Here is a 24,712-nt window from a genome sequence, read left to right as displayed (position 1 = left end):
TAATTAAATTAAGGATTTAATATTGCCTGAACTGTGGTTGTCGCACTTGCGTTTCCAGATAGGTCGACAGCGATAATGCCAAAATTATAACTACCGCCGTTGGTTAAGCCAGCAATGACTACACTACTGCTAAGACTGCTAACTTCTTTAGAATAACCGTAACCATTATTAACGCCATAATATATAATATATTTAGCCGGATTTCCATTAACCTTATTCCAGTTCAACAACATTGAATTACTATCGCTATAAGTAGCGGTAAAGTTTTCCACCTTGGCAGGAGAATAAACATCTTTTACCAAAACAACTATATCTTCATTTTTCAAAAATTCACTTTCTGCACCAGAATCACTAGCAATAGCCGTCATATTAAAATAATAAGTGGTATTATTTTTTAAACCATTAATATTCACACTATTAAGGTCTGGCGATACTACCCTAGAAAAAGTATGACTACCGGTCTTAACGCCCCAATAAACTTTGTAATTTTTTACTGACAAAACATCAAACGCATTATCAGACCAATTAACACTCACCTCGCCGCCATCAATAGCCATTGAATTTACAGCTGCCGTAAAAGTTGCACTATTATTCGTACTCGCCTCTCGACCACGGAAAAAATAAACTTCTTTTACTAAGTCGGCCATTGATTTTTGACTACTTGTGCCATGAACAATACTGTCGTTATTACCAATTGCCGGCAAATCATCCAAGGTGCTGTCGCTGCCAAGATCACGGCAATAATATGATTCAAAATTAGCATTATTACAAGCGCCACTATTGATATCGCAATTGGTATTACTGTCAATCCACGGCAACCACGTTCCATCATCTTTTACCGGTGGCCAAGGATTCGCACAAATAAAGACATACACCTTTGACGTGGCGCTTAAACTTGCGCCAAGTGAGCTCCCATCAAGAGATGAGGCAGTAATTGTTAATTTTGCGCCAATATCCGTTTTGCCTTCAACAACACCATCTTTTACCTTGACTAAACTTTCGTAATCAGGCAATTCAGCAAGCGATACATTGCTCGCCACTCCTTGATTGGTAGAATTCCAACCCCAACTCCAGTCATACACACCAGAAATTCCTGACAATAGCTGTCCATCAATGCTCAAGGCTTTAGAAATAAAAACCTTATCGCTATCCTTAACTTTATCAAAATTAGCACTACCATAAACATCGTCACCAAAATTATTAATATTAGTTTGAAAAAGATAAGAACTTGGATTAATACTAACCTTGTTCACCAAGCAAACACCTTTGTTGGCTCCTTGACTACCCAAGGTTTCAAAAGACAAGACGTGTGAGTTTTTGTAAGTTATGCCATTGAACATTATTCCCGCGTCCATGGATTCACCATTCATTCCTACTCCCCAATTGCTTTTTACACCCGTCTTACTATTTAAGTTTTCATCGCCCTTTATTATAACATAATACAATCTTTTTGTATCTAGTAATTTTTTAGGACTAAATTCCAACACAGCCTTGTCGCCAGCTGTTACATAACCACTCACTGATCCGGGGATCGCGCAATAATTATTAGTTGTTGGCATCATCAAGGCATTAGCAATTGATGTTGGTAAAATAGGTTCGATAAAATCAATAACCCGATAATAAATTCTCGCGAAAAGATTATGCTTGTCGCTCATTCCAGTCATTGCTACATATTGTGTTTCGGCTGGACACTGTCCAGTGCCGTAGTCACCCGCCACAATCGTGTTATCAGAAAAACTATTAATATCCATCACTTGATCAAAGGTAACTTCTATTTTGGCATTACGGCAAACAGCGGTTGCATCATCGGCCGGACTAGAAGAGGCCACATTTGGACGCGCTCGACAACAAGTGTCTGTACTGCAACCATTGGATACTCCTTCATCGCCACAACTCTGATCATCAGAGCAACCACAACAAAGACCGCGTCCAGCACCATCACAGGGGCCGACATTGGCTCGACAATCTAAAACAGAGTTAATTTTTTTACATTTATCATAAGTCGTAGCATCATTTGGATCAGTTCCGGTTTTTGCCGGATCACAACAACAATTACCACATGTGCCATCAGTGCAAGGCGTGCAATTATTACCATTAGCATCGCAACCGGCTAATTTATCGCCAGACTCATCCAAACAATATAAATCCTTACAAAAATCATAAGAACATTTAGTTGCGTTCGAAACCACCTTGGAACACTTTGCCCCCGCCAAAGTCAAGGTGCATTCCTGATTACAAGTATTGTCATTAAAATATTGCCCCGTCGTGCTTGCCACGCCACAAGTGCCATTACTATTACAATCATAATAAGCGCAATAGGCGTCTTTAGCTGGAACTTTAAAAATATCTAAAGCAAGATTTCCCGCGCCGCCGGCACATTTATTGCCATTCACACCATCAACACAACAGGTCGAACTATGATCAGAACAAGAATCTGCTGGCAAGGACGCACAGTCTAGGCAAACGCCTTTATTACTGGCTGCCGTCATGTCACAATATTTTCCATTAGTACCACTACAATTACAAGCCAAATCTGACTTGCTTTGATCGCCGTCAATGTTACAGCCACTACACTCACCAAAACCAGCACCATCGTTTGTAGTGTCACTGCCGCAAGTACCACCGCAAGTTAAGCCAGCACAACAGTCACCTTCTTTACCTATTTCACAACAACAATCACAAGAAGCCTTATCATCTTTAACACATTTTTCGCTAACACATTTCGACCCACTCGAACAAACTGGCCTATCATCAACACAAACACCGGTACCACTATTATCCGCGCATTTCAAATTGCCGGCACACAAATTACAACTATTAACCAAGTCCACGCAAACGCCACCAAGGGCCAAAGTCCAACCGGTAGGACAACTCATACTGGTTTTAAATTGGTAACGCGGAGACTGGTTGTAAAGAGCACAAAAAGTCTGAACATCTTTGCCTAAAACATCTTTAGTCGTCGCCCCCAAGGAACAATTCTGCGTTGAACTTGCATAACGATTTAAATTTGCATTATAAATCAAGTCACTGCTATTCACCGTCGAGCAAGTCACATTTGTGTCAAATAAATTTTCCCCACCTTGATATGGAGAACATTTTCCTGGTGAATTTGGACAAAACAAAGTATCAATACATTGTAATAAATCATAAGAGGAGCAAGCGCTAACATCTGGTTGGCAAGTACAATCTTTGTCGGCCTTACAGACTAAGCCACTAGCACATTTAGTGTTGTCAGGCTCACAAACAGCCGTCGAAGTGGCCGCATCACAAGGTTCGCCAATTGCGCCCTTTTTACTTGTATCAAAATCCCATTCATAGACAGAAGTTAGCGCCCCACCAACATAACAAGTGTTCATGGTATCAGCACACTGACCAGCCATACTGCTATTTTCTGGACAGCAGATAGAACCGCAAGCGATATTTTTATCTTGCTGGGTACCTCCAACCGCCAAACAAGAACCGACTTCAAAATTGAGACTATTACTAATATTAACTCCTTGCGAAACAACCACGGGACCACTAATCGCTGTCACTGGTGTTTTGGTCGCTACCTGATAAAACTTATCAGCGCTATTATACAACCAAGAAGAATCATTAAAACCGGAGATATCAACATTTTTATAAAATTTAACTTTACCAGCCACCTTATTGCCAAAATACTCACCATACAGACTCACGTCGGTAATGTTTGGCATACCAATCTTGGGAGAAATTAAACATAGGCTTGGTGATAAAGGCGTTGAAGAACTAAAAGTAAAGGTTGGAGAAATACCACCAATCGTAAGTAAATTACCACTATCAATCACCCAGTCCTTGGTGGCAATAACTACATAATATTTTGCATTATCAATAAGCTTGGTAGAAGAAGCTACTTTAAAAATAATTTGCTTATCACTCCAGACACTCTCAGTACAAACATCAGGAAAAGCAAAAGAAGCTTCAACACCCTTGTCATTATCAGTTAGATTATTATCCAAATAAACATGATTAGTAATTCCCAGTTGTGCCGCAGTCGCATAGCCAAAATCAGCACCATGAATAGTGACATACTGTCCACTGTTACCTTTTATCGGGTCAAAGCTAATGATACGTGGCTCACCCACTCCCTCTTTTAGCTTTTCGAAAGGATAATAATTACTATTTGTTAGGCCTTTTTGAATATAAGTGGTAGTTTTGCCAGCTTGCATGTTGGGCACATTAGTTTTCCCAGACAAATCACCAACAAAGACGGAGCTATCACCCGGAATAGCTGCGACTGAATAACTACCGAAGAAAGCACTTGCACCCGACAAATTAACTCCAAAGTATTTTATTTCTTTACCGATCACTCCGCCATTAGGACTGATACTACACAAGCCTGGTCTAATAATATTATTTTTTAAAAAATTAGGAATAATCGGGCCCCTTTCTTGATTATTAGTGGTATCCTCTTCGCCGTCTGCTCTTCTAATTTTAATTAAACTAGTATCGGCCACGTTACCAGGAACCAATACGACCACCTTGTCACTGCTCCAGACATTAGTACATTGCGCATTGCCACCGGCAGGATTATTGGCTAATTTCGCCTCCACATCTGCCCCAGCTGCAGTTTTAAAATAAACTTTACCAATGGCCGGCGTCGAAGTCGCTGACGCAAAGTAACGTCCACCAATTGTCATCATTGAATTCACCGCACCATTAGGTGTACTAGTTGCACAAGTTCCCGGCCCAGCTGTTACATTCGAACAATCCTGGTCGGTTAAACAAGCTGAATCAGTCGAGCTGCCAAGCTTATTCCAGCAAAATCCACCCACCGGACTTACCCAGTCAATCACTGGCGGACCCTGACAAGTACAAGCAGCAATATCACAATTCAAGCCAATAGCACAAGTTGTTGACGCTTCACAGTTACCAGGAGTCGTTCCGCAAGATTCTCCCAAACCGGCTCCCGCTGGAAAAGAAGTTCCTCCAGAACCGCCATAACCATCACAAAAAGAATTGCTGCAAGCACCCCAAACACCATCAATGCAAAGTCGTGTTCCGCTACCACTGCAACAAGTAGTCTCATTGCCGTTAGCACAAAGGGCTGATCCACCATTCCCACCATTACCATCAAGTAATAAATTTAAAACAAAGCTAGCAATTCCATAAGAGGACAAGACAATAGTCAAGCCAACCACGGCTGCAATTATAGTTTTTTTCGCCTTGGCCACCCTATCAGCATTGCCGTTAGACATCATCCAAAGGAAGCCGGCATATATTATCAAAATTAAAGTAATAAAACCTAGAAAACCTAAAACAAATTTAATAATATTAGCAACCACCAAAACAGGACTTGTCGCTGACAAACCGGTTTGATCCTGAATGGCGCTCGATTGACCCCAAGGATTAAGTTGAGCCAAAGCTGGTGCAGCCAAAAAAACCGTCATTGCTAATGTTAACAGTATAATTGGAAGAATTAATTTTTTTACGTTTTTTGCTTTCATTATTTATAATTTGTAATTGCTAATTAATTAGCACAATTTCCTTCATTGTTTAAAGCATCAGTTGCCACACCGTTACAACAAGACGGTTTACCATTAGCCGTGCAGTTAGGTGAAACTTTGTCACTTGGCTTAAAACAATTCTGATAAATATCTTTAATTCCTGACCCAGACTGTGCACGATAGTTATTATAATCATCAAAATCAGAATGATTAATATTCACATTCGTTCTTCCGATCTGCATTGCGTCATAACTATCTTCACTTGTCACCCAATAACCGATTGGAAAACCACTCTTCGCCCAAATATTAAGAGTTTTGTGCTTCATTTCATTGTCATTGTTGGACATATCAGGAATCATGACATAACCCGGAATAAGACTTGAGGACATCATTATCTTACTAAAACTCATTTTAACTGGCTCTGCAATAGGGGCGCCTCCACCTGCCGGCAAAGTGCTAACAACCTTTGGTGGAGTTAAATCAATTTTATCAGTAATAAAAAATAACCATTCAAAACTATCACCCAAGCCGAGGGTGGTATTTTCATTATAGAAAGCTACCGGACCGATTGCCAAGGCATTGCGATTACCATCAAGTGAGTTCCTTGCTTTATCCATTAAGCCGTCGAAACTTGTGTTTGCTAAGGGATAGTTCTTGCCAAGAGTTACGTCCTGACAATGACCGCCAACACATTTGTTAAAAGGATTTTTACTTGTGCAATCGCCGTCACTGGCGCAAACAGCCAGCGTTGCCGCCTTCATACCGACGTGTAATTCAGTATTAGCCGGCAAACAGTAAATTTTTTCACCACAACTATTCACACCACACTCATTATTACTCTGAAACTCCACTGTCTTATATTGATTAGAAATTTTAAACTTACCTTTCACACATTTATTGCCGGCATTGCAATCAAAAAAATAATTAGCATCATTACAATTGCCCGCATTTACGCATTGGACAAAAATAGAAGAGTTAACAGTCGCCTCTCCGGAAACGTTGATCGGCAACATTTGATCATTATAATTCATCTTAATAATCGCATTACGCGGCTCATCTCGCACTCCCTTAACGTCAACATTGTCATTTAAGTCCGCTCCGCCATACATTGCCGTCACAGTAAAAAGATTTGGATTGCTAACGGAAATACTTATACCATTGCCGACATTGCCCGCTTTTTGCGCAGTCAATGTTACAATATTGGCTAAAACAGTAGCCGTAACATCTGAATAATTCTTACTTGCTATCGCCGCAGCAATGCTATTTTTGGTCAGTAGATTGGCTCCAAGGGCAATTTCATTAGAATTAGTGCCTGAATTTACAAAAATATATTGATAACTTCCGATCATTAAATAATCAGGCTCTTGATAAGGCGTAATGCTCATGTCCCAAACACAACCACCTGTTCCGCATTCAGTTAGAAAATTTTTATCATTTTCAAGGACAATTTTTAAATCACAGTAATCAAAATTAAAAACTTTCTTATCATCACTAATCTTACCAACTCCTGCGTTGGCAGTTCCAACCTTTAGCGTTGCCGTCAAGGCAGCATTTACGCCAATTTTTATCTGGCTCGCCTGGCAGCCATTATTAATATTGCTTAAATTTTTATCAATATTGCCCCATCCAGCGTTAGCAGGATTTTTTACAACACTTGCAATACTAGCCTTTACCAAAGTTTTAACATTAATATCATTAACTGTAATTCCTCCGACCGCCTTGGCGGCTGTATTTGTCAAAGGTACATCCTTTTGACTATCTGGCAAAGGGAAAACGCCCCCCTGATCTCTTTTTAAAACTTGAGGTGGATCCAAATCCAACATTGTGTTCACCTCAAAAGACCAAGCTGCTGAATCCGGAGTACAGTTACCAAAAATGCCCTTCCCTTTATTATTCTGAATGCCATTATTCATAACCATGTAATAATTCACATTTTCAGTCGGCGAACCAAGATAAGCCTTTGGCATTATAACTAATGTTTTGTTGTCGTCTGTTGATGTCGCCGTCGCCTCTACCAAGCAAGCATCGCAACCCTTACCCGTGCTAACTTGGCAAGTATCATTACATTTATTGAATAATTTTACATTACTGGTATTGATGTCTAAATTATTGTCAGCCACTGTATCAAATTTGAATGCCTCACGAAAAGTTACCAATACTACTGAATTTCTCGGCACCTCGCGCTGATTGGCCGCTGGATAATAGTCTACAATCGCACAATTGCCGATTGCCCCTGTTCCTGGTGGCACATTACCAGGTCCGCCACCAGCGCCATTGCCACTGCCAGAACCGTTATCATTGATAAGCATATTTAAAATAAAAGTAACAATTCCAACCGAAGACAGGATTATTATCAAACCGATAAAGGCATTTTTAAGAATATCCTTGGCCTTCTTAACCTTATCCGCATCCCCCGCACTAGTCATCCATAAAAAACCAGCATAAATTATTAAAATAACTGCAATAAAACCCAGGAAGCCTAAAAATATTTGGATAATTCTCGTCACCACAATCACAGGATTAGTTGAAGACAGACCAGTCTGCTGTTCAAATTGAGCTTGCTGACCATTCCAGGCTAATTCATCAGCTGTTGCCGCCAAAGATAAATTAACATTTCCCAATAAAAAAACAGCGCCTAGAAATATAAAAATACCCAGACTAGCTGCTCTTAACAAGAATTTTTTATTGTGTTTTTTGACAAGCATTAAGCAATATTACAAATCGGCAATTGATAAATATCAAATTGACTTATTCACAATTTTATAATATTATGATTATATTGATTATAGCATAAAATACTAAAAGACTGCAAATGACTATTGAACAAATTATCAAAAAGGCCAAGGAGAATAATCCCAACACCGATGTGGATCTTATTAAGTTTGCTTATGAGTTCGCTGACGAGGCGCACGGCAACCAAAAACGAAAAACTGGTGAGCCTTATATTCAGCACTGTCTGCATACCGCTTTCATGCTAGCCCAAATTAAGGCTGACCAAAGTACCATCATTGCCGGCATTCTTCACGATGTCCCTGAGGACACGGACAGAACTCTAGAAGACGTCAAAGAACTTTTTGGCGAAGAAATCGCCTTTTTAGTTGAAGGTATTACCAAATTAAGTAAAATCAAATACCGGGGCGTGGAAAGACACCGTGAATCTTTGCGTAAAATGTTCTTAGCCATGGCCGAAGACGTGCGCGTCATCTTGATTAAGTTTTGCGACCGTCTTCATAATCTCCGTACTCTTGATGCTCAGCCCGATGAGAAAAAAATCCGAATTGCCAAGGAAACCATGGAAATCTACGTCCCGATTGCCGGCCTACTCGGCATCTGGCGTCTCAAATGGCAAATGGAAGATATTTGCTTCAAATATCTTTACCCAGAAGACTACAAAAAATTGGAATATAAATACGAGGTTGAAAAAAGAACTGAAAGAAACCAATACATCCAAAAAATCAAAGATATTTTGGGACAAAAATTATTAGACCAAGGTATTAATTACAAAATTGAAGGTCGCTTTAAACATCTCTATAGTATTTATAAAAAAATGCAAACCAAGGATCGTCGCTTCGACGAAATTTATGACGTATTTGCTTTGCGCATTATTGTTCCGTCTGTTTCCGATTGCTACAAAACATTAGGTATTATTCATTCGATCTGGAAACCAAAATCTGATCGGTTCAAAGATTACATTGCCGTCCCAAAACCAAATGGTTATCGCTCTCTTCACACCACTGTTTTTGGACCAGAAAACAAAGCCACCGAATTTCAGCTCCGCACCATGGAAATGCAAGAAGAATCTCTTTATGGCGTCCCTTCTCATTGGCACTACAAACAAAAAAGAGGTGAAAAGGAAAGCAAACAACCAAATTGGGTTCGAGAAATTTTAAAAATTCAGCAACAATCAGAAACGACTGATGATTTTATTAATGAATTAAAAATTAACGTTTTTCATAATCGCATTTTTGTCTTCTCCCCAAAAGGCGATGTCTTCGACCTCCCCGAAGGCTCTTCTCCGGTCGATTTTGCCTTCTTGGTCCACACTGAAATCGGCAACAAGATGACCGGTGCTCTGGTCAATGACAAAATCGCCCCACTAGATCAGGTCTTAAAAAATGGCGACTTAGTCGAAATCACGATTCAAAAAAATCGCAAAGCCCCAAATCAAAACTGGTTGAAATTTGTCAAAACGCACAGAGCGAAAGAAAAAATCAAACATGCTGAAAGAGTTTCTCGCTTTGAAAAATTAAGAAAGATGATTCCGGGAATAAAATAAATTTATTCAATAAAAAAAGAGTCTCGAAATTTCGCGACTCTTTTTTTTATATCCATGATTCTAGTGATTAACCCAACAATTTCTTCACTGCCACATTCACCTGATTACCGTCCGCTTTACCCTTAACCTTGCTCATCACCACACCCATCACCTTGCCAAAATCTTTCATTCCACTTGCGCCCAATTGCGCAATAGTATCTTGGGTAATTTTTTCCAACTCCTCCGCGCTCATTTGCTCCGGCATGTATTTTGCCAAAATCGCAATCTCCGCTTTTTCCTTGTCAGCTAAGTCAGCGCGATTACCAGCCAAATAAGCCTCGGCTGAGTCTTTGCGTTTTTTAATCTCAGTTTGAATAACAGCGACAACATCTTCATCGCTCAAAACTGCTTCCTTGCCTAGATCGATGCGCTTGTTTTTTAAGGCCGCCGTCAACATCCGCAAAGTCAAAAGTTCCAACTCGCTTTTAGCAATCATCGCCGTCTTAATATCAGCGTTGATTTTTTCTGTTAAATTTTCCATATATTAAGTTTAATAATAAAAATTAATTTTTGTTATTTACGCGCGTTTTCCACCTCACCCCAACCCTCTCCTATCCAGGAGAGGGAGACTCCGCCGCCGTATTAAAAACAAGAAACCCGGTCACCCCGATATGGGGAACCGGGTTCCTTTTTTTATAACGATAAAATTTTTACCATTTACCGCGTGATTCTTCTTTTAGTTTACCAATCTTCTTCAAGTATTCATTCTTTTCTTGAAGTTTCAAACCAATCAAAGCTTTTTCTTTTTGCTGGATTTTGTTCTTTTTCTTCGAAACGTATTTACGTTTACGAACTTCGTTCAATTTACGACTTTTAATCAAAGTCTTGTTGAATCTTCGCAAAAACCCTTCAAAACTTTCATTCTTGTTTCTTTTAAAATCAACCATATTGACACCTACCCTTCTAGTTTTATATTAATAATTAAAAAATTTATTATTCAGCTGTCGCACCTTCTCCCAATCTCTTGGCAATTTCTACATATATCTTTTTGTAGTCAATAATTTCCTGCGTGCCTGACACCATGTCTTTCAAAATAATTGTGCCGTCTAAAAGTTCTTTCTGTCCCAGAATCAAGCATAATCTAGCGCCGATGCGATTTGCTTCTTCTAATTGCGCTTTCAAGCTATCTTTTACAAACATCTGGGCAACCTTGTAGCCGTTCTTACGCATTTCTTCAAAAAGCTTAAATGTTTTTCGTCTCGCCTGATCACCCAATTGGGCAACAAAAATACATTCTTCAGTATCTCTGGTAATTGGGATATTTAATTCCTTAATCTTCATTACAACCCGCTCTACGCCAAGTCCAAAACCAACCGCTGGAGTTGGACGACCGCCCATATGCTCAACTAAGCCGTCATAACGACCGCCACCGCCCATAGAAATCTTTTTCTTGCGCTCTTCCTTGTGCGGATTATTTTCACCATCAGCCTCATTGCCTTCGGTGGCAATAAATTCAAACACGGTCCGGTTATAATAATCCAAACCACGAACTAGGGTTGGTTCAAGATTATACGGAATTTCCATTTCATCTAAATATTCCAATACTTTAATAAAATGATCGCGACAGCCATCACACAAGAAATCAACCATTTGCGGCGCGCCATCACGAACTTCAACGCAGTCATGCTCTTTACAATCCAATAATCGTAAAGGGTTTTTTACAAAACGTTTTTTGCAATCATTACAAAGTTTTGATCTCTTACCTCTTTCTTTGTAAAAATCTGTTAATTTCTTGATATAGTCTGGACGACATTCATGACAACCAATACTGTTGATTGCTACTTGCGTATCAATTTGTAATTCACTAAAAAAATTATAAGCAATCAAAATCAACTGGGCATCAGCCACTGGACTCTCTTCACCAAACATATCAAAGTTAAATTGCGTGTGCTGTCGAAAACGACCAGCTTGAGGTTTTTCATGACGAAAAAGCGGTCCCATCCAGTAAGTCTTCACTGGTTGTGGCATATTGAACATGCCATGCTCGACATAAGCACGCACCAATCCAGGGGTTGCCTCTGGGCGCAAAGCGATTTTGTCACCGCCTTTATCGATAAAGGTATACATCTCCTTGGAAACAATATCAGTCTCCTTGCCTGTTGAACGCTCATACAAATCTAAACGCTCCATTACCGGTGTATCAATTCGATTAAAACCATAAACCTTGGCAAGCTTATTTGACTTCTTCACAATCAAATCCCAATATTTATATTCGTCAATCAAAATATCCTTCATTCCTCGTAAACGAGAAAATTTGGGATTATTCTTTTCCTTCACAATTGGTTTTTTACTAATTCCTGGCTTTTTTGGCATACTATATTATGTTAAATATTAATTAGTTAATTATTCCTCCGTCATCCCCGCGAAGGCGGGGATCCAGGTGCCTCGTAGATTTCTCTCGCTATCAGGAAAATTAAAATTTACGAAGTTTTTTTTATTATCAATTTTTTTATCAAGACTAGTCTCTATAATTAAGTATTCAAAATCTGTGGCGCCTGGATTCCCATTTTCATGGGAATGACAGTTGTAATTAAAAACTATACTGTGGCGCTGTAAAAGTGCCGATCTTGTCGAACGGATAACCTCTAAACAAAACTCGTCCGATTAAGAAACTTTTGTTTACCGGCCCGAATGTTCGTGAATCCTTTGAAGCGTTACGATTGTCTCCCAAAACGTAAATTTCATCATCGCCCAAAGTAGTCACATCCTCTGAAAAACCGTAAGTCTTCACACCATCACCCAAATAAGCCTCGTCAAGACGATATCCTTCCGGATGCTCTTTATTAAAAATAAAAACAGCACCATCTTTCACTTGCACTTTCTCCCCCGGCAAGCCAATCAAACGCTTGATAAAATATTCTTGCGGGTTACGCGGATAACGAAAAACAATAATATCACCTCGTTGAGGGCTATTCAATCGATAAGAAATCTCGTCAACAATTAAGTATTCTTTATCATGAAAATTAGGCTCCATTGAAGCGCCTTTTACATAAAAAGGCTGAATCAAAAAATACCGCACCGGAATGATAATAACCAGTGAGATTAGCACAATTTTGAGTAACTCAAAAACAAATAAAGCGAAATTTTTAAACATGGGTTTATCTAATATTACCTAAAAAATGAATCATTGGCAAAAACGATTAATAAAACAAGTAATTTTATTTAATTTAATAAAATTATAATAACACTTATGTAGAAAAAAATCAAGTAATTCACCTGTATTGATTTTATTAAGAAATAGCATCTCAAAATAAATCAAATAATTGCAAAATAGCACAAAAAAAATCAGTCTAACTCTTTTCAGAGTTAGACTGATTAAAGGATAGGCAATAATCGAACTAGTTACAACCAGCCGCCATTACGCCACCAGTCTTAACACTAATCAAGCCGGCTCCAAATCCACCAGATCCATTTTCAAGATAGGCGCAGATTTGATAATCACCATAGGCGGCAGCAGCCGCTCCCGCTGCCGTACTAATAGAATAACCACAAGTTGTAGTAGTAGTGTTGGTACATGCAGTAGCTGGTGTTACAGGATCTTTAAAGTTTGCAACTTGAGCCGTAAGCTCACCGCCGGTACAAGTATAAGTTAAAGCATCAGCAAGAACGCAAGTGCCAACTCCAACTGTATCACCTTGATTAGCTCTTTCCATTTCAAGCATAGTTGAAAGACCCTTAATGTCGCTAACTCTCTTAGCATCTCTAGCCTTAGATCGAGCACTGTTTAAAGAAATAACTGCCATAGTTGACAGCAAGCCAATGATAGAGATTACAACTAGTAACTCGATCAATGTAAAACCACTTTCGTTGGTTTTTTTCATAGATTTTGTTTTTCGCATTTTCATTAATTTAATTCTAGAATTTAAATCAGTGAAAATGGATAAAATTATTTTATTAAAAGTAGATTATAAAACCTACTTAATTAGTTATCCACATTATACCATATAATAGAAAAAAGTTGAAATTTTGGCAAATAAAAAATTCGACTTTTTGTCAAAATCGAATTATCAACATAGCCAACTTCGTCACCACCTCACCCCAACCCTCTCCTGTCCAGGAGAGGGAGAAATATTAATACTATATATCACAAATTACATACTCAAAATCACCAACTCCATATCCTCCTGTGGTAAATCTTTTTTGCTAATTTTCAACTTTTGTTCCTCCGTTGGCTTCACACCAAATTCCTTGATGAATTTTTCCAAACCATCGAGGTCGTCCATCGCCAAGTCGGGAGTTTTATAATGCATTGGAATCACAATTCTGGGCTCGATTTGTGAGATTACTTCCACCGCCTTTTTGGCATCCAATGTATATTTACCTCCAATTGGAATTAATAATATATCAGTACCCACTAAGACTTCTAATTGTGCGTCAGTTAGTGTTGTGGCTAAATCGCCCAAGTGGGTGACGGAAATATCATCTATCTCAAAACGGAAAATAATATTTTTACCACGCTCTTTGCCACCCTTGTCGTCGTGATCAGACTCAATGCCGTGAATCGCAACACCTTTAACATCATATTCACCGGCCATATTCACTAAATAAGGGTTATTTTTCACCGCCGCTACATTATTGTGGTCGTAGTGATCATGACTCACGGTCACAATATCCGCCTCTAGCGAAGGCATTTTTAAGCCGATTTTTTTATCAAACGGATCAGTAATCACGGTGATTCCCTCCGCGCCTGCTTTGTCCTGAAGTTTGAAACAAGAATGTCCGAGCCAAGAAATTATCATATAGTTTTTATTTAATTATTAGTTAATTTAATTTTGTCATTTCGTAGCGAAAGCGTAGAAATCGCTTCGACTTAACTATTTTTACTAAACAATGTTAATTATTAATAGCGCAATCGAAGCGATTTCTCCCGTCGCCCGGCCATGGTCGAAATGACAAAAACAGGTTACTACACATTATAATGATATATTTTGATAATTTTGTAAAGATTGGGTGTCAATGACTATTTTGAGAAATATTTCCCATGATCCTCTTCCAAGTCATCGCCCTTTTCGCCATCTTCCTCCGTCTCTTCCTCAGCTTCATCCTCTTCTTCGTCATCTTCTTCATTTTCATCTTCATTCTCATCATCTTCCGCGTCAGCGTCCGCCGAAGAGGCGGATTCCTCTTCCTCCTCTTCCTCTTCCTCTTCCTCCTCTTCCTCCTCTTCTTCATCTTCTTCATCTTCTTCATCTTCTTCTTCATCATCTTCTTTTTTCACCCTGGACGACTTAAATATCGGTGCACCGCCTATTTCCTCATCAGCCTCTTCGCCCAAGAATGACTTTGGCGCTCTGGCCTCATCGCGACGATGAACCGAGACACCGCTGATGGCGGTATGACTCACTGCTTCATATTGTTCCTTGGTCACCAAGATCTCACGCGCTTTCGCGCCATTAGCTGGACCGACAATACCATTCTCTTCCAATAAATCAATTAAGCGCGCGGCCCGAGAATAACCGATACTCATGCGTCTTTGCAACAAGGATGCCGAGGCTTTACCGGAATTAATCACCATCTCCTTCGCCTCTTCAAATTTATCATCACCGCCATTGCCGCCACCATCACCACTCATCATTGATCCACCACCACCAGTATTAGCCTGCTCCAATATACCAGATATAAAATTCGGCTTGCTGGATTTAGTCTTGATATATTTCACCACTTTTTTAATTTCTGCATCACTTAAATACGCTCCTTGTAAACGTAGTGGCTTGGAGACCTGAGCATTAATAACTAACATATCACCCTGACCAAGTAATTTCTCAGCGCCCATCGAATCTAAAATTGTGCGCGAATCTTGTCCAGAGGCTACGGAAAAAGCAATACGCGCTGGCATATTCGCCTTAATCAGGCCAGTAATTACATTCACCGACGGTCTTTGGGTTGCCAATACCAAGTGAATGCCAACGGCACGGGACATCTGTGCGAGACGAATCACCGCGGTTTCGATTTCCTTAGATGCCGTCACCATCAAATCAGCCAACTCATCAATAATAAAGACAATGTATGGCATCTTCACGTCTGGATTAGCCTCATTATAAGACTGAATATTACGGAAACCTTCACGTGACAAGAAAATAAATCTACTCTCCATTTCCCGCAAACACCAATTCAAAGCACTAACAGTTTGTTTCACATCCGTAATGACTGGGCATAATAAATGTGGCAAGCCATTGTAACCTGGTAATTCCACGCGCTTCGGATCCACCATAATAAAACGCAGGTCATCAGAGGTGTTCTGATATAACAAACTAACAATAATCGTATTTAAACAAACCGATTTACCGGAGTTGGTTGCACCCGCTACCAATAAGTGAGGCATCTTAGTGACATCATCTAGCCAATTTTGACCAGCCACATCCTTACCTAATGCCACCATCATATTATGCTTACGCTCTTTATATGATTTAGAACTTAAAATCTCCTTCAAGCTCACCATCGCTTTGGTCTTGTTTGGCACCTCAATACCAACCAAGGACTTGCCCGGAATCGGCGCCTCGATACGAATTGGATGAGCGGCTAGCGCCAAAGCCAAGTCATTGCTTAAGGTAGTTACCTTGGACAATTTCACCCCACGCGCTGGTTTAAAAGTATATTGCGTCACCGTTGGGCCAACACAAACAGCGCCCATGTCGACGGACAATTTAAATTGCTCTAAGGTATTTTTGATAATTTCTTTATTCTCTTCAATGTCGCCGCTAGTTGGTTTTTCTTTTTTATCATTCAAAAGCGTTAACGGCACTCTAATTTCGTCGTTATTTTTTTCCATCCACCACGGATCACTATCTTCCTCGACGTCTCCTTTTTTCATGAACTCAGGTAGCTCCACCTCATTATCATCCTCTTCCTCCTCTTTTTCCTCTTCAGGTTCCTCCTCCTCTTCCTCGTGTTCCTCTTTTTCCTCATGCTCCTCTTCGTCAGATTCCTCCTCTTCATTTTCCTCTTCTTCCTCCTCTTCCTCTTCTTCCTCTTCTTCCTCCTCATTTTCTTCATTTTCTTCCTCCTCCTCTTCTTTGTGGCGATTAAAAATCTTATTCAAAATAAAATTAATCGGATATAAAATCTTACCAATCAAGCTCTCGCGACCAAACATCCGATTCAAGGTCGTATTAAACAACAACAAGAAAGAAATGGTCAAAAGACTTAAGGCAATTAAGATTGAGGCATATAGGCCCATAACATTAATAAACACGCCGGCCAAGAACATGCCGACTTGTCCGCCTCCATTACCGAGAGATAAGGCTTGATCCCATTGGTCCATTGGGACAAACAAAGACAGGGTTGCTTGCAGTGACATTGTAAACAAAAACAAGCCCAACCAATTACCGCCACGCAATTCATAACGATCACTATATAAATAAAAAGCCCAAGCTAAGAGCAAGGACGCATATAATAAACGCGTCTGTCCAAAAGTCCAAGTAAAGACATCCTTTAGGGATAGGCCCAAGCCACCCGCCAAATTAAAAATACCCAGAACACTGATTGCCCCCACGGCTAATAAAACTACAATGAAAATGCTTTTTTTAGTTTCTGGATCAAGATCCATCTCCGGCATCCGCGGAACGGTTAAAAACCGTGTGAAACCTTTCTTTTTTCTTCTTCTACCCATAGTCTTCTTCCGTTACCATCGCAAAAGCGAGGATCCAGGAATTAAAATAATTAATTCAATATTTAAATATTATAACATAATACCTACAAACAACAAAACTATATTTTTCTAAACTTAAAAAACCACACCAGTGACATAAGCATGCCACCACCCAATAAAACTACCAAATATTTTATAGCCTCATTACCAGCTCGTGGCTCAATTACCAAATCACTATTATCCAAGGTTGCTCCCAACACTTTTGGCTCCAAAGATGTATTTTTGACTGTATCCACGGCCATTTTTTTATCTAATATTATTATATCATCTTTACTTCTGGGCAACAATCTAAGCTCACTTTTAGCCGAACCAACGATACCGATTACCCTAATTTTACTCGCTTCTTTATATTCCTTATAATCAATTCCTGTTGTTTTTTTGACATAAACCCGCATTTCATCTGTACCATCATCAAGGTATATTCCCGTCGATTTGATATCGCTAATTTCTCCATCAACCTCCACCAAGACGCCAAATAAACTGTCGTCAATATTTTCACAAGTCATTTTTTGCGGTATCACCGTTTTCCCCCTACCAATAATATGTATATCTTTTTCAGAAGACGTCTTTAAGCGCTTCTCACCATTGGTTTCTGAGATTTCGCCAAGCACCTCCACGTTGTCGCCCACTTTCAAAACAGGAAAATCTTTTTTATTGCTGTAAATTTGCAAACCAAAATTAACTACACCATCAGAAGTTTTTTGATTTATTCCAATGTAAAAATATTGACTTCCCAGCACACCGGGCAAAACCGTGACTGTGCCCTCAACTAAAATATAGGCGCCTTTTTCCATTTTGCGTGCCTCTTCCAGACTTATCATCAACGGAATATCCAGGACCATGTCATCGCCCTGCACTGTGCTAAATTCTTGCTCAGCCAAAATTATTTCTTTTTGCATTAAATTGTTTTTCTCACCCGGTGTCACTACCATCGTCCACAACCACTGCCCCTCATCGTTTCTCGCATAAGCCTGGCCGACAACAGTTTTTTCGTAAATAATTTTATCAACAATGCCTCCATTGTCGTCAATCAAAATCACCTTGTCGCCATCATTGTTTAAGGCTAATTTTGATACTGTCCCTTTTAAAATATAGAACTCTTTCGGTCCAATCCAGGTAGTAGTCGCAAATTTATACGGCTTACTCCCACCCTGGTCATCGTCATCAACACTCCAATTAAAAAGATTAATCTTCGTCGTGCTATCATTGTATAATTCAATCCACTCTTCACCACCCTTGTCTGGACTTGGTAATATTTCGTTAATTTTTATTTCTAAATTTTTCTTTGTAGTCGTCGCCACTGTTGTTGTCGCTATAATCAAATTATCAATCTTTATTTGACTACTACTAGCCGTGGTGGTCGCCGTGCTACTCGCTATTTCATTAATTACACTTTGCAATACCTCATTCAAAATTATATTACCGGCGTTCTTGGATGGCTGATCTGTTTTTACAAAATCAAATTTATTATTATAACTATTATAACCATCAATCTTACGCGCCGCGCTTTTGGGATCCTTGGCTGCCGGTGCATTATCCTTCGCCTGTCCATCATCCCAATTACCATAAGCTACCTTGTCAACCAAATTTTTTCCCGCATCACGCAAAACAATTACATCGCCATCATTATTTAAATTACCCTTAATCTTTTCCACTACAAAATATTTGTGCTTCAAAATACTACCACTTAGAACTGTTTCCTTGCCACTGCCTTCTGTAATCGTCCAACCGCTCAAATCAATAACCTGATCGGTGTTATTAAATAATTCCACCCACTCATCTTCGCCAGCGCTTGGATCGGATACAAACTCATTAACAACTACGTCGCCTAGTAAATACCTCTTTACAACAACCAGGTCGTCAGCATCATTGTTAGCAATAAGCGGTGCATTGTTATACTCGACTTGAGACACAACAGCCGGTACTGGCTCAACAATCACTGCCGCACGCTCCGCCTTGGGCGTGCCACCAGCACTCACGCTCATTACCCAATTAGACCCGTCCCAATCCATTGTCTGCTTCGTTATCTTATCACCCGCCGGCCAACCCGCCAAAGCATCAACTGTATCAATTACTTCACCAGTTGAATTCCATAACTCCAAAAACTCGCCAGTGTCTACCAAGGCGCCACTATAAAGCAAATCCGCTGGAATATCAACCACGGTGTCATCATCCGTTCTTTCCAGTAAATAAAAACCGCCGGGAATAATACTGCCGGTCAAATTAATAATTGGCACACCATCACGTGCGATGATTTTCCAGCCATTCAAATCAATTGTCTCATTATAATTATTTTTTAACTCGATCCACTCGTCATTACTCGAAGTCGCGGTCCCCATCCAGGCAATTTCGCTGAATTGCAAATTGTTATTCGCAAACACAAAAGCGCCCCTTTTCAATTGAAGCACTGTCAGTACAACAATGCCTAAAATTATTAAGCGCTTTTTCATAAATTATACTTTCTTGTTCTTGGTCTGGCGTAAATCAGGCTCTATTACGGCTATTTTATGACCTTTTCCCTGATTATGGTGGGCCAATTTACTATTATTAGGATGACGCTCAGCCACAACAAAACCCTCCTTAATTAATTCATTAATAGCATTAAACTTTGCGGGATATGTTAAGTTTTCAAAATAACCAAGTTCCGCAATCCTGGCATTAAAGACATTTTCTTTCTCCTCTTCCGTATATGGCACATTTAACACCTCGCCTATTTTTATTTCCGTATTTTTAATTTTATTTAAAGAAATAATTTCCGCCTTTTTCTTGCCATATTTCACTGCGATTGCACCAATAGTGTCCCCCTTTACGACTTTATGTTTTTGATAATTCTCTTTTTTAATTTCATCCCTTATTTTATTTACTTCATCTTCAACATACGCCAAAAAATCCCTATATGGTGTTAAGTTATGATTTTTCTTATGATCCTTGTGTAAATATAGCCAAAGCTGTCCACCGTTGTACCCAGAAAGGGCTAAGTTCCAATCCTTACGCGCATTATCATAAAGATATTTTAATTGTTTAGCACAAGCCCAGCCGCTACGCACTGGGTCCATTCTCTCATCGTTACGATCATCAGTTATTAATTTCCACTGCTTAGCTGTTTTAACTGTAAATTGATACGGACCAACTGCTCCAGCCCCTGAGCGCGCCTTCATATTCCAATAGGATTCCGGAATTGCCAAAAAACAAAATTCTTCCGGCACACCCACTTCTCGAAATTTCTCTTTTATAATATCAGCGTAGGACCCATCTAAGCCTTCATGATAAGTGGTCATTTCACGATAAGCCTTTGCCAGGCTATTTCTTAATTCGGGACTCTTCTGATGTCTTTCTTTCCAATAGTTTTTTAATATTTCCAATGTATCGATTGTAGTTAAATCAATCCTACCAGGTGCATTGTACTTTATTAAATCCCGAATTGGTAGTGCATTTTCTTCAAGCATTTTTTTCGTCTCCTCATTTATCAAATCTTCACTTCCCTGATTCCTGTCGTCAAACTCCATAATTTTTTCTAAGCCCTTAATACTACCTCGGACTACATCATTTCCTAGAAAACCAATCGCGGCGGCACCCACCGTGGCCCCAGCAGCTTGCTTCAAAAAAAAACGACGCCCCTCGTTTGCAGGTTCGCCTTTTTTAACACCATTATTAATTTTATTTGCTTCTATATTAATATCAAACACTTCACCAACTTCACCCCTGTTACTAATTATATCAATCTCCTTAAAATTAGCATCTTCAGCCATCACCAACTCAGCACCATCATCTCTTGACCCAGCTTCAGCGCCTTTCTTTATTCCTCTTTTATTTATGGCTTTTATATCCTCGCCAGATAAGCCAAAATGTTTAAACAAAGATTCCATAGGTTAAAACCCCCCAACAATTAAATAATTTATTAATTTACATATTCGACGACATCTGATACATCGGCATTACAATTGCCGCAACCATTACACCTACACCAATGCCCATTACTACCATAATAATCGGCTCCATTAGAGTCATCAAATTGGCAACGATGTTATTTATTTCACGTGTATAAAAATCTACAATTTTTTCCAAAGTAAAGTCAAGGCGACCGGTTTTTTCACCGACCATCATCATTTGTGGCACCATTCCTGGGATAATATGACTATTTGCCATAAACACACCCGAAATAGAGTTTCCATCTTCTACTTCCTTAATTGTCTGATTAATCAAATCTTGATAAACACTATTATCGATCACGCCCGCAGCCACTTTTAAGCCACTAGTAATTGTTGAGCCGCCGACAATCAACGTTCGTAAAGATCTGGAAAAACGCACCAAGTAAATTTTATTCATCAGATTACCAAAAATTGGCACTTTTAAACTCATTGAATCAATAATTTTTTTTCCTTTTTTTGTTTTTTTAAGGTAACGGAAAAGCATTACCAGCCCAATTATAGAAATTATCATTAAGGGCCAAAAATGAACAAAGAAATCAGAAATAGTAATTAATGCTCTTGTTGACGCTGGAAGTTCGCCGCCAGTTTCAAGCATCATATTGACCAATTTTGGCACCACGAAAACCATCATGATACCACCAACAACCAGTAAACCAAAAAAGACAAAAGCTGGGTAAATCATTGCTCCTTTAATCTTGCTCAACATGTCATAATCTTTTTCCAACTCATCGGCCAAATAATTTAAAACCTCATCAAGTTTTCCAGATGTTTCTCCAGAACGAACAACGTTAATAAAAAACTTAGAAAAAACCGTTGCATGTTTCTCAAAAGCATCAGATAGGCGCATACCACCTTCAACATTTCCCGCAATTTCCGAAATTACTTTTTTCAAAGTCTTGCCCTCTGTTTGCGCGGCCAATAACTGCAAAGCATCTGACAGGGTAACGCTTGCCGAAATCAAAACTGAAAATTGTCGAATAAAAATAACAACTTCCTTAGTGGTAACTCCAGATAGAAAAGATAAATTAAATAATAGTTGGATGCCTTTTTTTTCACGTAAAAAAAACACATCAATGCCATTATTGGCCAGTGACTTGTTAGCCATCTGACTATCAACTGCCTCAACAAGACCGTTAACAACTTGTCCATGACTATTAACTCCTTTGTACTTAAAGTTTGGCATTATTTTTATCGTTCATGACTTTTCGAATCTTATCAACCACCTCCGAAGGCATAAAATGAGCTTTGATTAAATAATCGTTAGCCCCCATCGAAAGCCCTCTTTCAATATCATCTTTTTGATTTAAATTAGTCAAAAGAATAACTGGGATATTTTTGGTCCGATCATCTTTTTTCAAATTTTCCAAAACCTGAAACCCATCCATCACCGGCATTAAAATATCCAATAAAATAATATCCGGAATCTCAGCCAAGGCTAAATCCAAGCCCTTGCGACCATCATCGCCGGAAAAAACTTGAAAATTTTCCAATTCAAATTTTGTCGAATACATGCTTGACAAAAAAGGATCGTCTTCTATTAAAAGAATTTTTATTTTTTGATCTGACATAATGTTTAAAAATAAATAAATTATTAATTGCCCTTAATCTCTCATTACTCGTAAAACCTCCTCCATAGTTGTTTCCCCTTTTAAAGCTTTGATTATTCCATCCTGCTTAATGCTAATAAATTTTTGGTATTTACGAATTGTTTCAATTGACAACAATTCTTTACTAGCACTAATCAATTCTTTTAATTCTCTATTAACGAATAAAACTTCGGAAATAGCTACTCGTCCAGCATAGCCAGTGTTACCACAATGTCCACACCCCTTGCCTTTAAAAAATTTGATATTTTCTTTTTTATAATCCTTAATTAGCGTACTAATATATTCAACACCCACCTTGTCTAATTCCTCTCTGATTTCATTTAAATAATTTTCTGGCAAAACAGTTTCTTCTTTACATTGTTTACAAACCTTGCGAACCAATCTTTGAGCAACTATCATTTTTAAGGTTGCGCCCAACAAAAACGGCTCCACTCCCAAATCCTCCAAACGCGCAACAGTACTGATAGAATCCAAGGTGTGGACAGTAGAAAAAACTAAATGCCCGGTCATGGCAGCATGAACAGCCAATTCGCAAGTCTCTTGATCACGAATTTCTCCCACCATAATAATATCTGGGTCTTGACGTAAAAAAGAACGCAAGCCAGCCGCAAAAGTGTAACCAATTTCCGGCTTCACCTGTGATTGATTAATGCCCTTAATTCGATATTCAACTGGGTCCTCTAGGGTGGCAATATTAACACCCTCCTTATTAACAAGGTTTAAAATGGCAAAAAGTGTAGTTGATTTTCCTGATCCTGTTGGACCGGTAACTACGATTAAACCTTCGGTTTTTTCTGCCGCCTCTTTGATTAGCTTATATTGCTCTCCCTCATATCCCAAATCCTCAATTGTTGGCGCCCCCTTAGCTGTATCTAAAACCCTCATAACCACCTTTTCAGTATCAACTAACGGCAAGATTGAAACACGAAAATCGTATTCTTTTTCATTAACCACTAGACGAATATGACCATCTTGCGGAATACGCGTTTCGTCCAGTTTCAAATTGGCCATTACTTTAATTCTGGCAATAATTGCATCATGCACACTCCTTGGTAAGACTAATGAAGTGTGTAAAATTCCATCAATACGATATCTAACTCTAGTCTCCTTCTGCATTGGCTCAATATGAATATCAGAAGCACCGCCCTCGACAGCATGACGAATAATAACCGACACAATTCTAATTACTGGAGCGCTCTTGGTAGCATCGCCTATTTCTATTTTTTCCGCCTCCTCGATATCAATCAAATCAGACTCTGCCTTTTTTGTCTCTAAGGCTGAAGATAGCTCCTGTGTCAGGGAAACATATTGTTTGTGCACAGATAAAAAACTTTGCGAAGAGATATAATAATATTCAACGTGCAATCCTTGCCCTTTAGCTAAATAGTCCACAGCCTCAATCGCCTTAAAATTATCAGGATCCACAATGCCTATCTTAATAACATTCTTATCCCAACCAAAACAAACTACTCGATAATTTTCCGCAATATTTTTAGAAATTTTATTCAAAATCGCAGTCCCAACTTCTTTTTTGCGCAAATCAACATAAGGCAAGCCATAAATTTCTGATTTTATTTGTGCCAAATCCTCTTCGCTGATGATTTTTCTTTCCAAAATTACATTCTCAATACTCTCATGAGTAGTCTCAGATGTTTTCACTATGTCAGCCAAGACCTCAGGAGTTATGAATACTCCCTTTTGAACTAAAATATCTAATAGATTCTCTTTATGAAACATAAAATTAATTA

General features: G+C 39.0%; 15 protein-coding genes. 1 reads left to right on the top strand and 14 read right to left on the bottom strand.

Translation table 11 applies throughout. The annotated features are described in order from the left end of the window. Positions 1 to 8: 8 nt before the first annotated feature. Entirely contained in the window at positions 9 to 5,465 is a 5,457-nt protein-coding gene (locus KKD45_05470) for an Ig-like domain-containing protein (protein ID MBU4309935.1), read from the bottom strand. 23 nt (positions 5,466 to 5,488) lie between these two features. Further along, positions 5,489 to 8,170 carry an Ig-like domain-containing protein gene (locus tag KKD45_05465; GenBank protein ID MBU4309934.1) on the bottom strand — a complete coding sequence of 894 codons (2,682 nt, stop codon included), beginning with the start codon at positions 8,168 to 8,170 and terminating at the stop codon, positions 5,489 to 5,491. Between the two features lie 107 nt (positions 8,171 to 8,277). On the opposite strand from KKD45_05465, the gene KKD45_05460 reads away from it, so the two are divergent. After that, positions 8,278 to 9,741, top strand: a complete 1,464-nt coding sequence (locus KKD45_05460) for a RelA/SpoT family protein (protein MBU4309933.1) — start codon at positions 8,278 to 8,280, stop codon at positions 9,739 to 9,741. Between the two features lie 67 nt (positions 9,742 to 9,808). Here KKD45_05460 and KKD45_05455 read toward each other — a convergent pair whose 3' ends face one another. The 12 genes from KKD45_05455 to KKD45_05400 form a co-directional block, all read right to left on the bottom strand. Further along, a complete protein-coding gene (locus KKD45_05455) occupies positions 9,809 to 10,261 on the bottom strand; it encodes a GatB/YqeY domain-containing protein (GenBank protein ID MBU4309932.1) in 453 nt (150 codons plus the stop codon). 169 nt (positions 10,262 to 10,430) lie between these two features. Beyond that, positions 10,431 to 10,667, bottom strand: a complete 237-nt coding sequence (locus tag KKD45_05450; protein MBU4309931.1) for a hypothetical protein — start codon at positions 10,665 to 10,667, stop codon at positions 10,431 to 10,433. A 46-nt stretch (positions 10,668 to 10,713) separates the two neighbouring features. Beyond that, positions 10,714 to 12,093 carry a histidine--tRNA ligase gene (gene hisS, locus KKD45_05445; protein MBU4309930.1) on the bottom strand — a complete coding sequence of 460 codons (1,380 nt, stop codon included), beginning with the start codon at positions 12,091 to 12,093 and terminating at the stop codon, positions 10,714 to 10,716. 217 nt (positions 12,094 to 12,310) lie between these two features. Beyond that, a complete protein-coding gene (lepB, locus tag KKD45_05440; GenBank protein ID MBU4309929.1) occupies positions 12,311 to 12,874 on the bottom strand; it encodes a signal peptidase I in 564 nt (187 codons plus the stop codon). A gap of 244 nt (positions 12,875 to 13,118) precedes the next feature. After that, the gene (locus KKD45_05435; protein ID MBU4309928.1) at positions 13,119 to 13,601 is read right to left on the bottom strand and encodes a prepilin-type N-terminal cleavage/methylation domain-containing protein; all 483 of its coding nucleotides are present in this window, start codon (positions 13,599 to 13,601) and stop codon (positions 13,119 to 13,121) included. Between the two features lie 270 nt (positions 13,602 to 13,871). Next, positions 13,872 to 14,519, bottom strand: coding sequence for an MBL fold metallo-hydrolase (locus tag KKD45_05430; GenBank protein MBU4309927.1), 648 nt, complete (start codon positions 14,517 to 14,519; stop codon positions 13,872 to 13,874). Positions 14,520 to 14,740: 221 nt separating this feature from the next. Beyond that, positions 14,741 to 17,389: a DNA translocase FtsK gene (locus KKD45_05425; protein MBU4309926.1), complete on the bottom strand. Its 2,649-nt coding sequence runs from the start codon at positions 17,387 to 17,389 to the stop codon at positions 14,741 to 14,743. Positions 17,390 to 17,487: 98 nt separating this feature from the next. After that, positions 17,488 to 19,878, bottom strand: coding sequence for a lamin tail domain-containing protein (locus KKD45_05420; protein ID MBU4309925.1), 2,391 nt, complete (start codon positions 19,876 to 19,878; stop codon positions 17,488 to 17,490). 3 nt (positions 19,879 to 19,881) lie between these two features. Further along, positions 19,882 to 21,294, bottom strand: a complete 1,413-nt coding sequence (locus tag KKD45_05415) for a lytic transglycosylase (GenBank protein MBU4309924.1) — start codon at positions 21,292 to 21,294, stop codon at positions 19,882 to 19,884. A gap of 37 nt (positions 21,295 to 21,331) precedes the next feature. After that, the gene (locus KKD45_05410) at positions 21,332 to 22,540 is read right to left on the bottom strand and encodes a type II secretion system F family protein (GenBank protein MBU4309923.1); all 1,209 of its coding nucleotides are present in this window, start codon (positions 22,538 to 22,540) and stop codon (positions 21,332 to 21,334) included. Then, positions 22,527 to 22,925: a response regulator gene (locus KKD45_05405; protein ID MBU4309922.1), complete on the bottom strand. Its 399-nt coding sequence runs from the start codon at positions 22,923 to 22,925 to the stop codon at positions 22,527 to 22,529. The genes KKD45_05410 and KKD45_05405 overlap by 14 nt, the downstream gene beginning before the upstream one ends. 33 nt (positions 22,926 to 22,958) lie before the next feature. Beyond that, positions 22,959 to 24,701, bottom strand: coding sequence for a GspE/PulE family protein (locus KKD45_05400; protein ID MBU4309921.1), 1,743 nt, complete (start codon positions 24,699 to 24,701; stop codon positions 22,959 to 22,961). Between the last annotated feature and the right edge of the window lie 11 nt (positions 24,702 to 24,712).

This window comes from Patescibacteria group bacterium (assembly GCA_018897195.1).
GTDB lineage: Bacteria > Patescibacteriota > Patescibacteriia > Patescibacteriales > UBA12075 > JAHILH01.
Note: the sequence above shows the minus strand (reverse complement) of the source record. Positions and strands in the feature narration are given on the sequence as shown.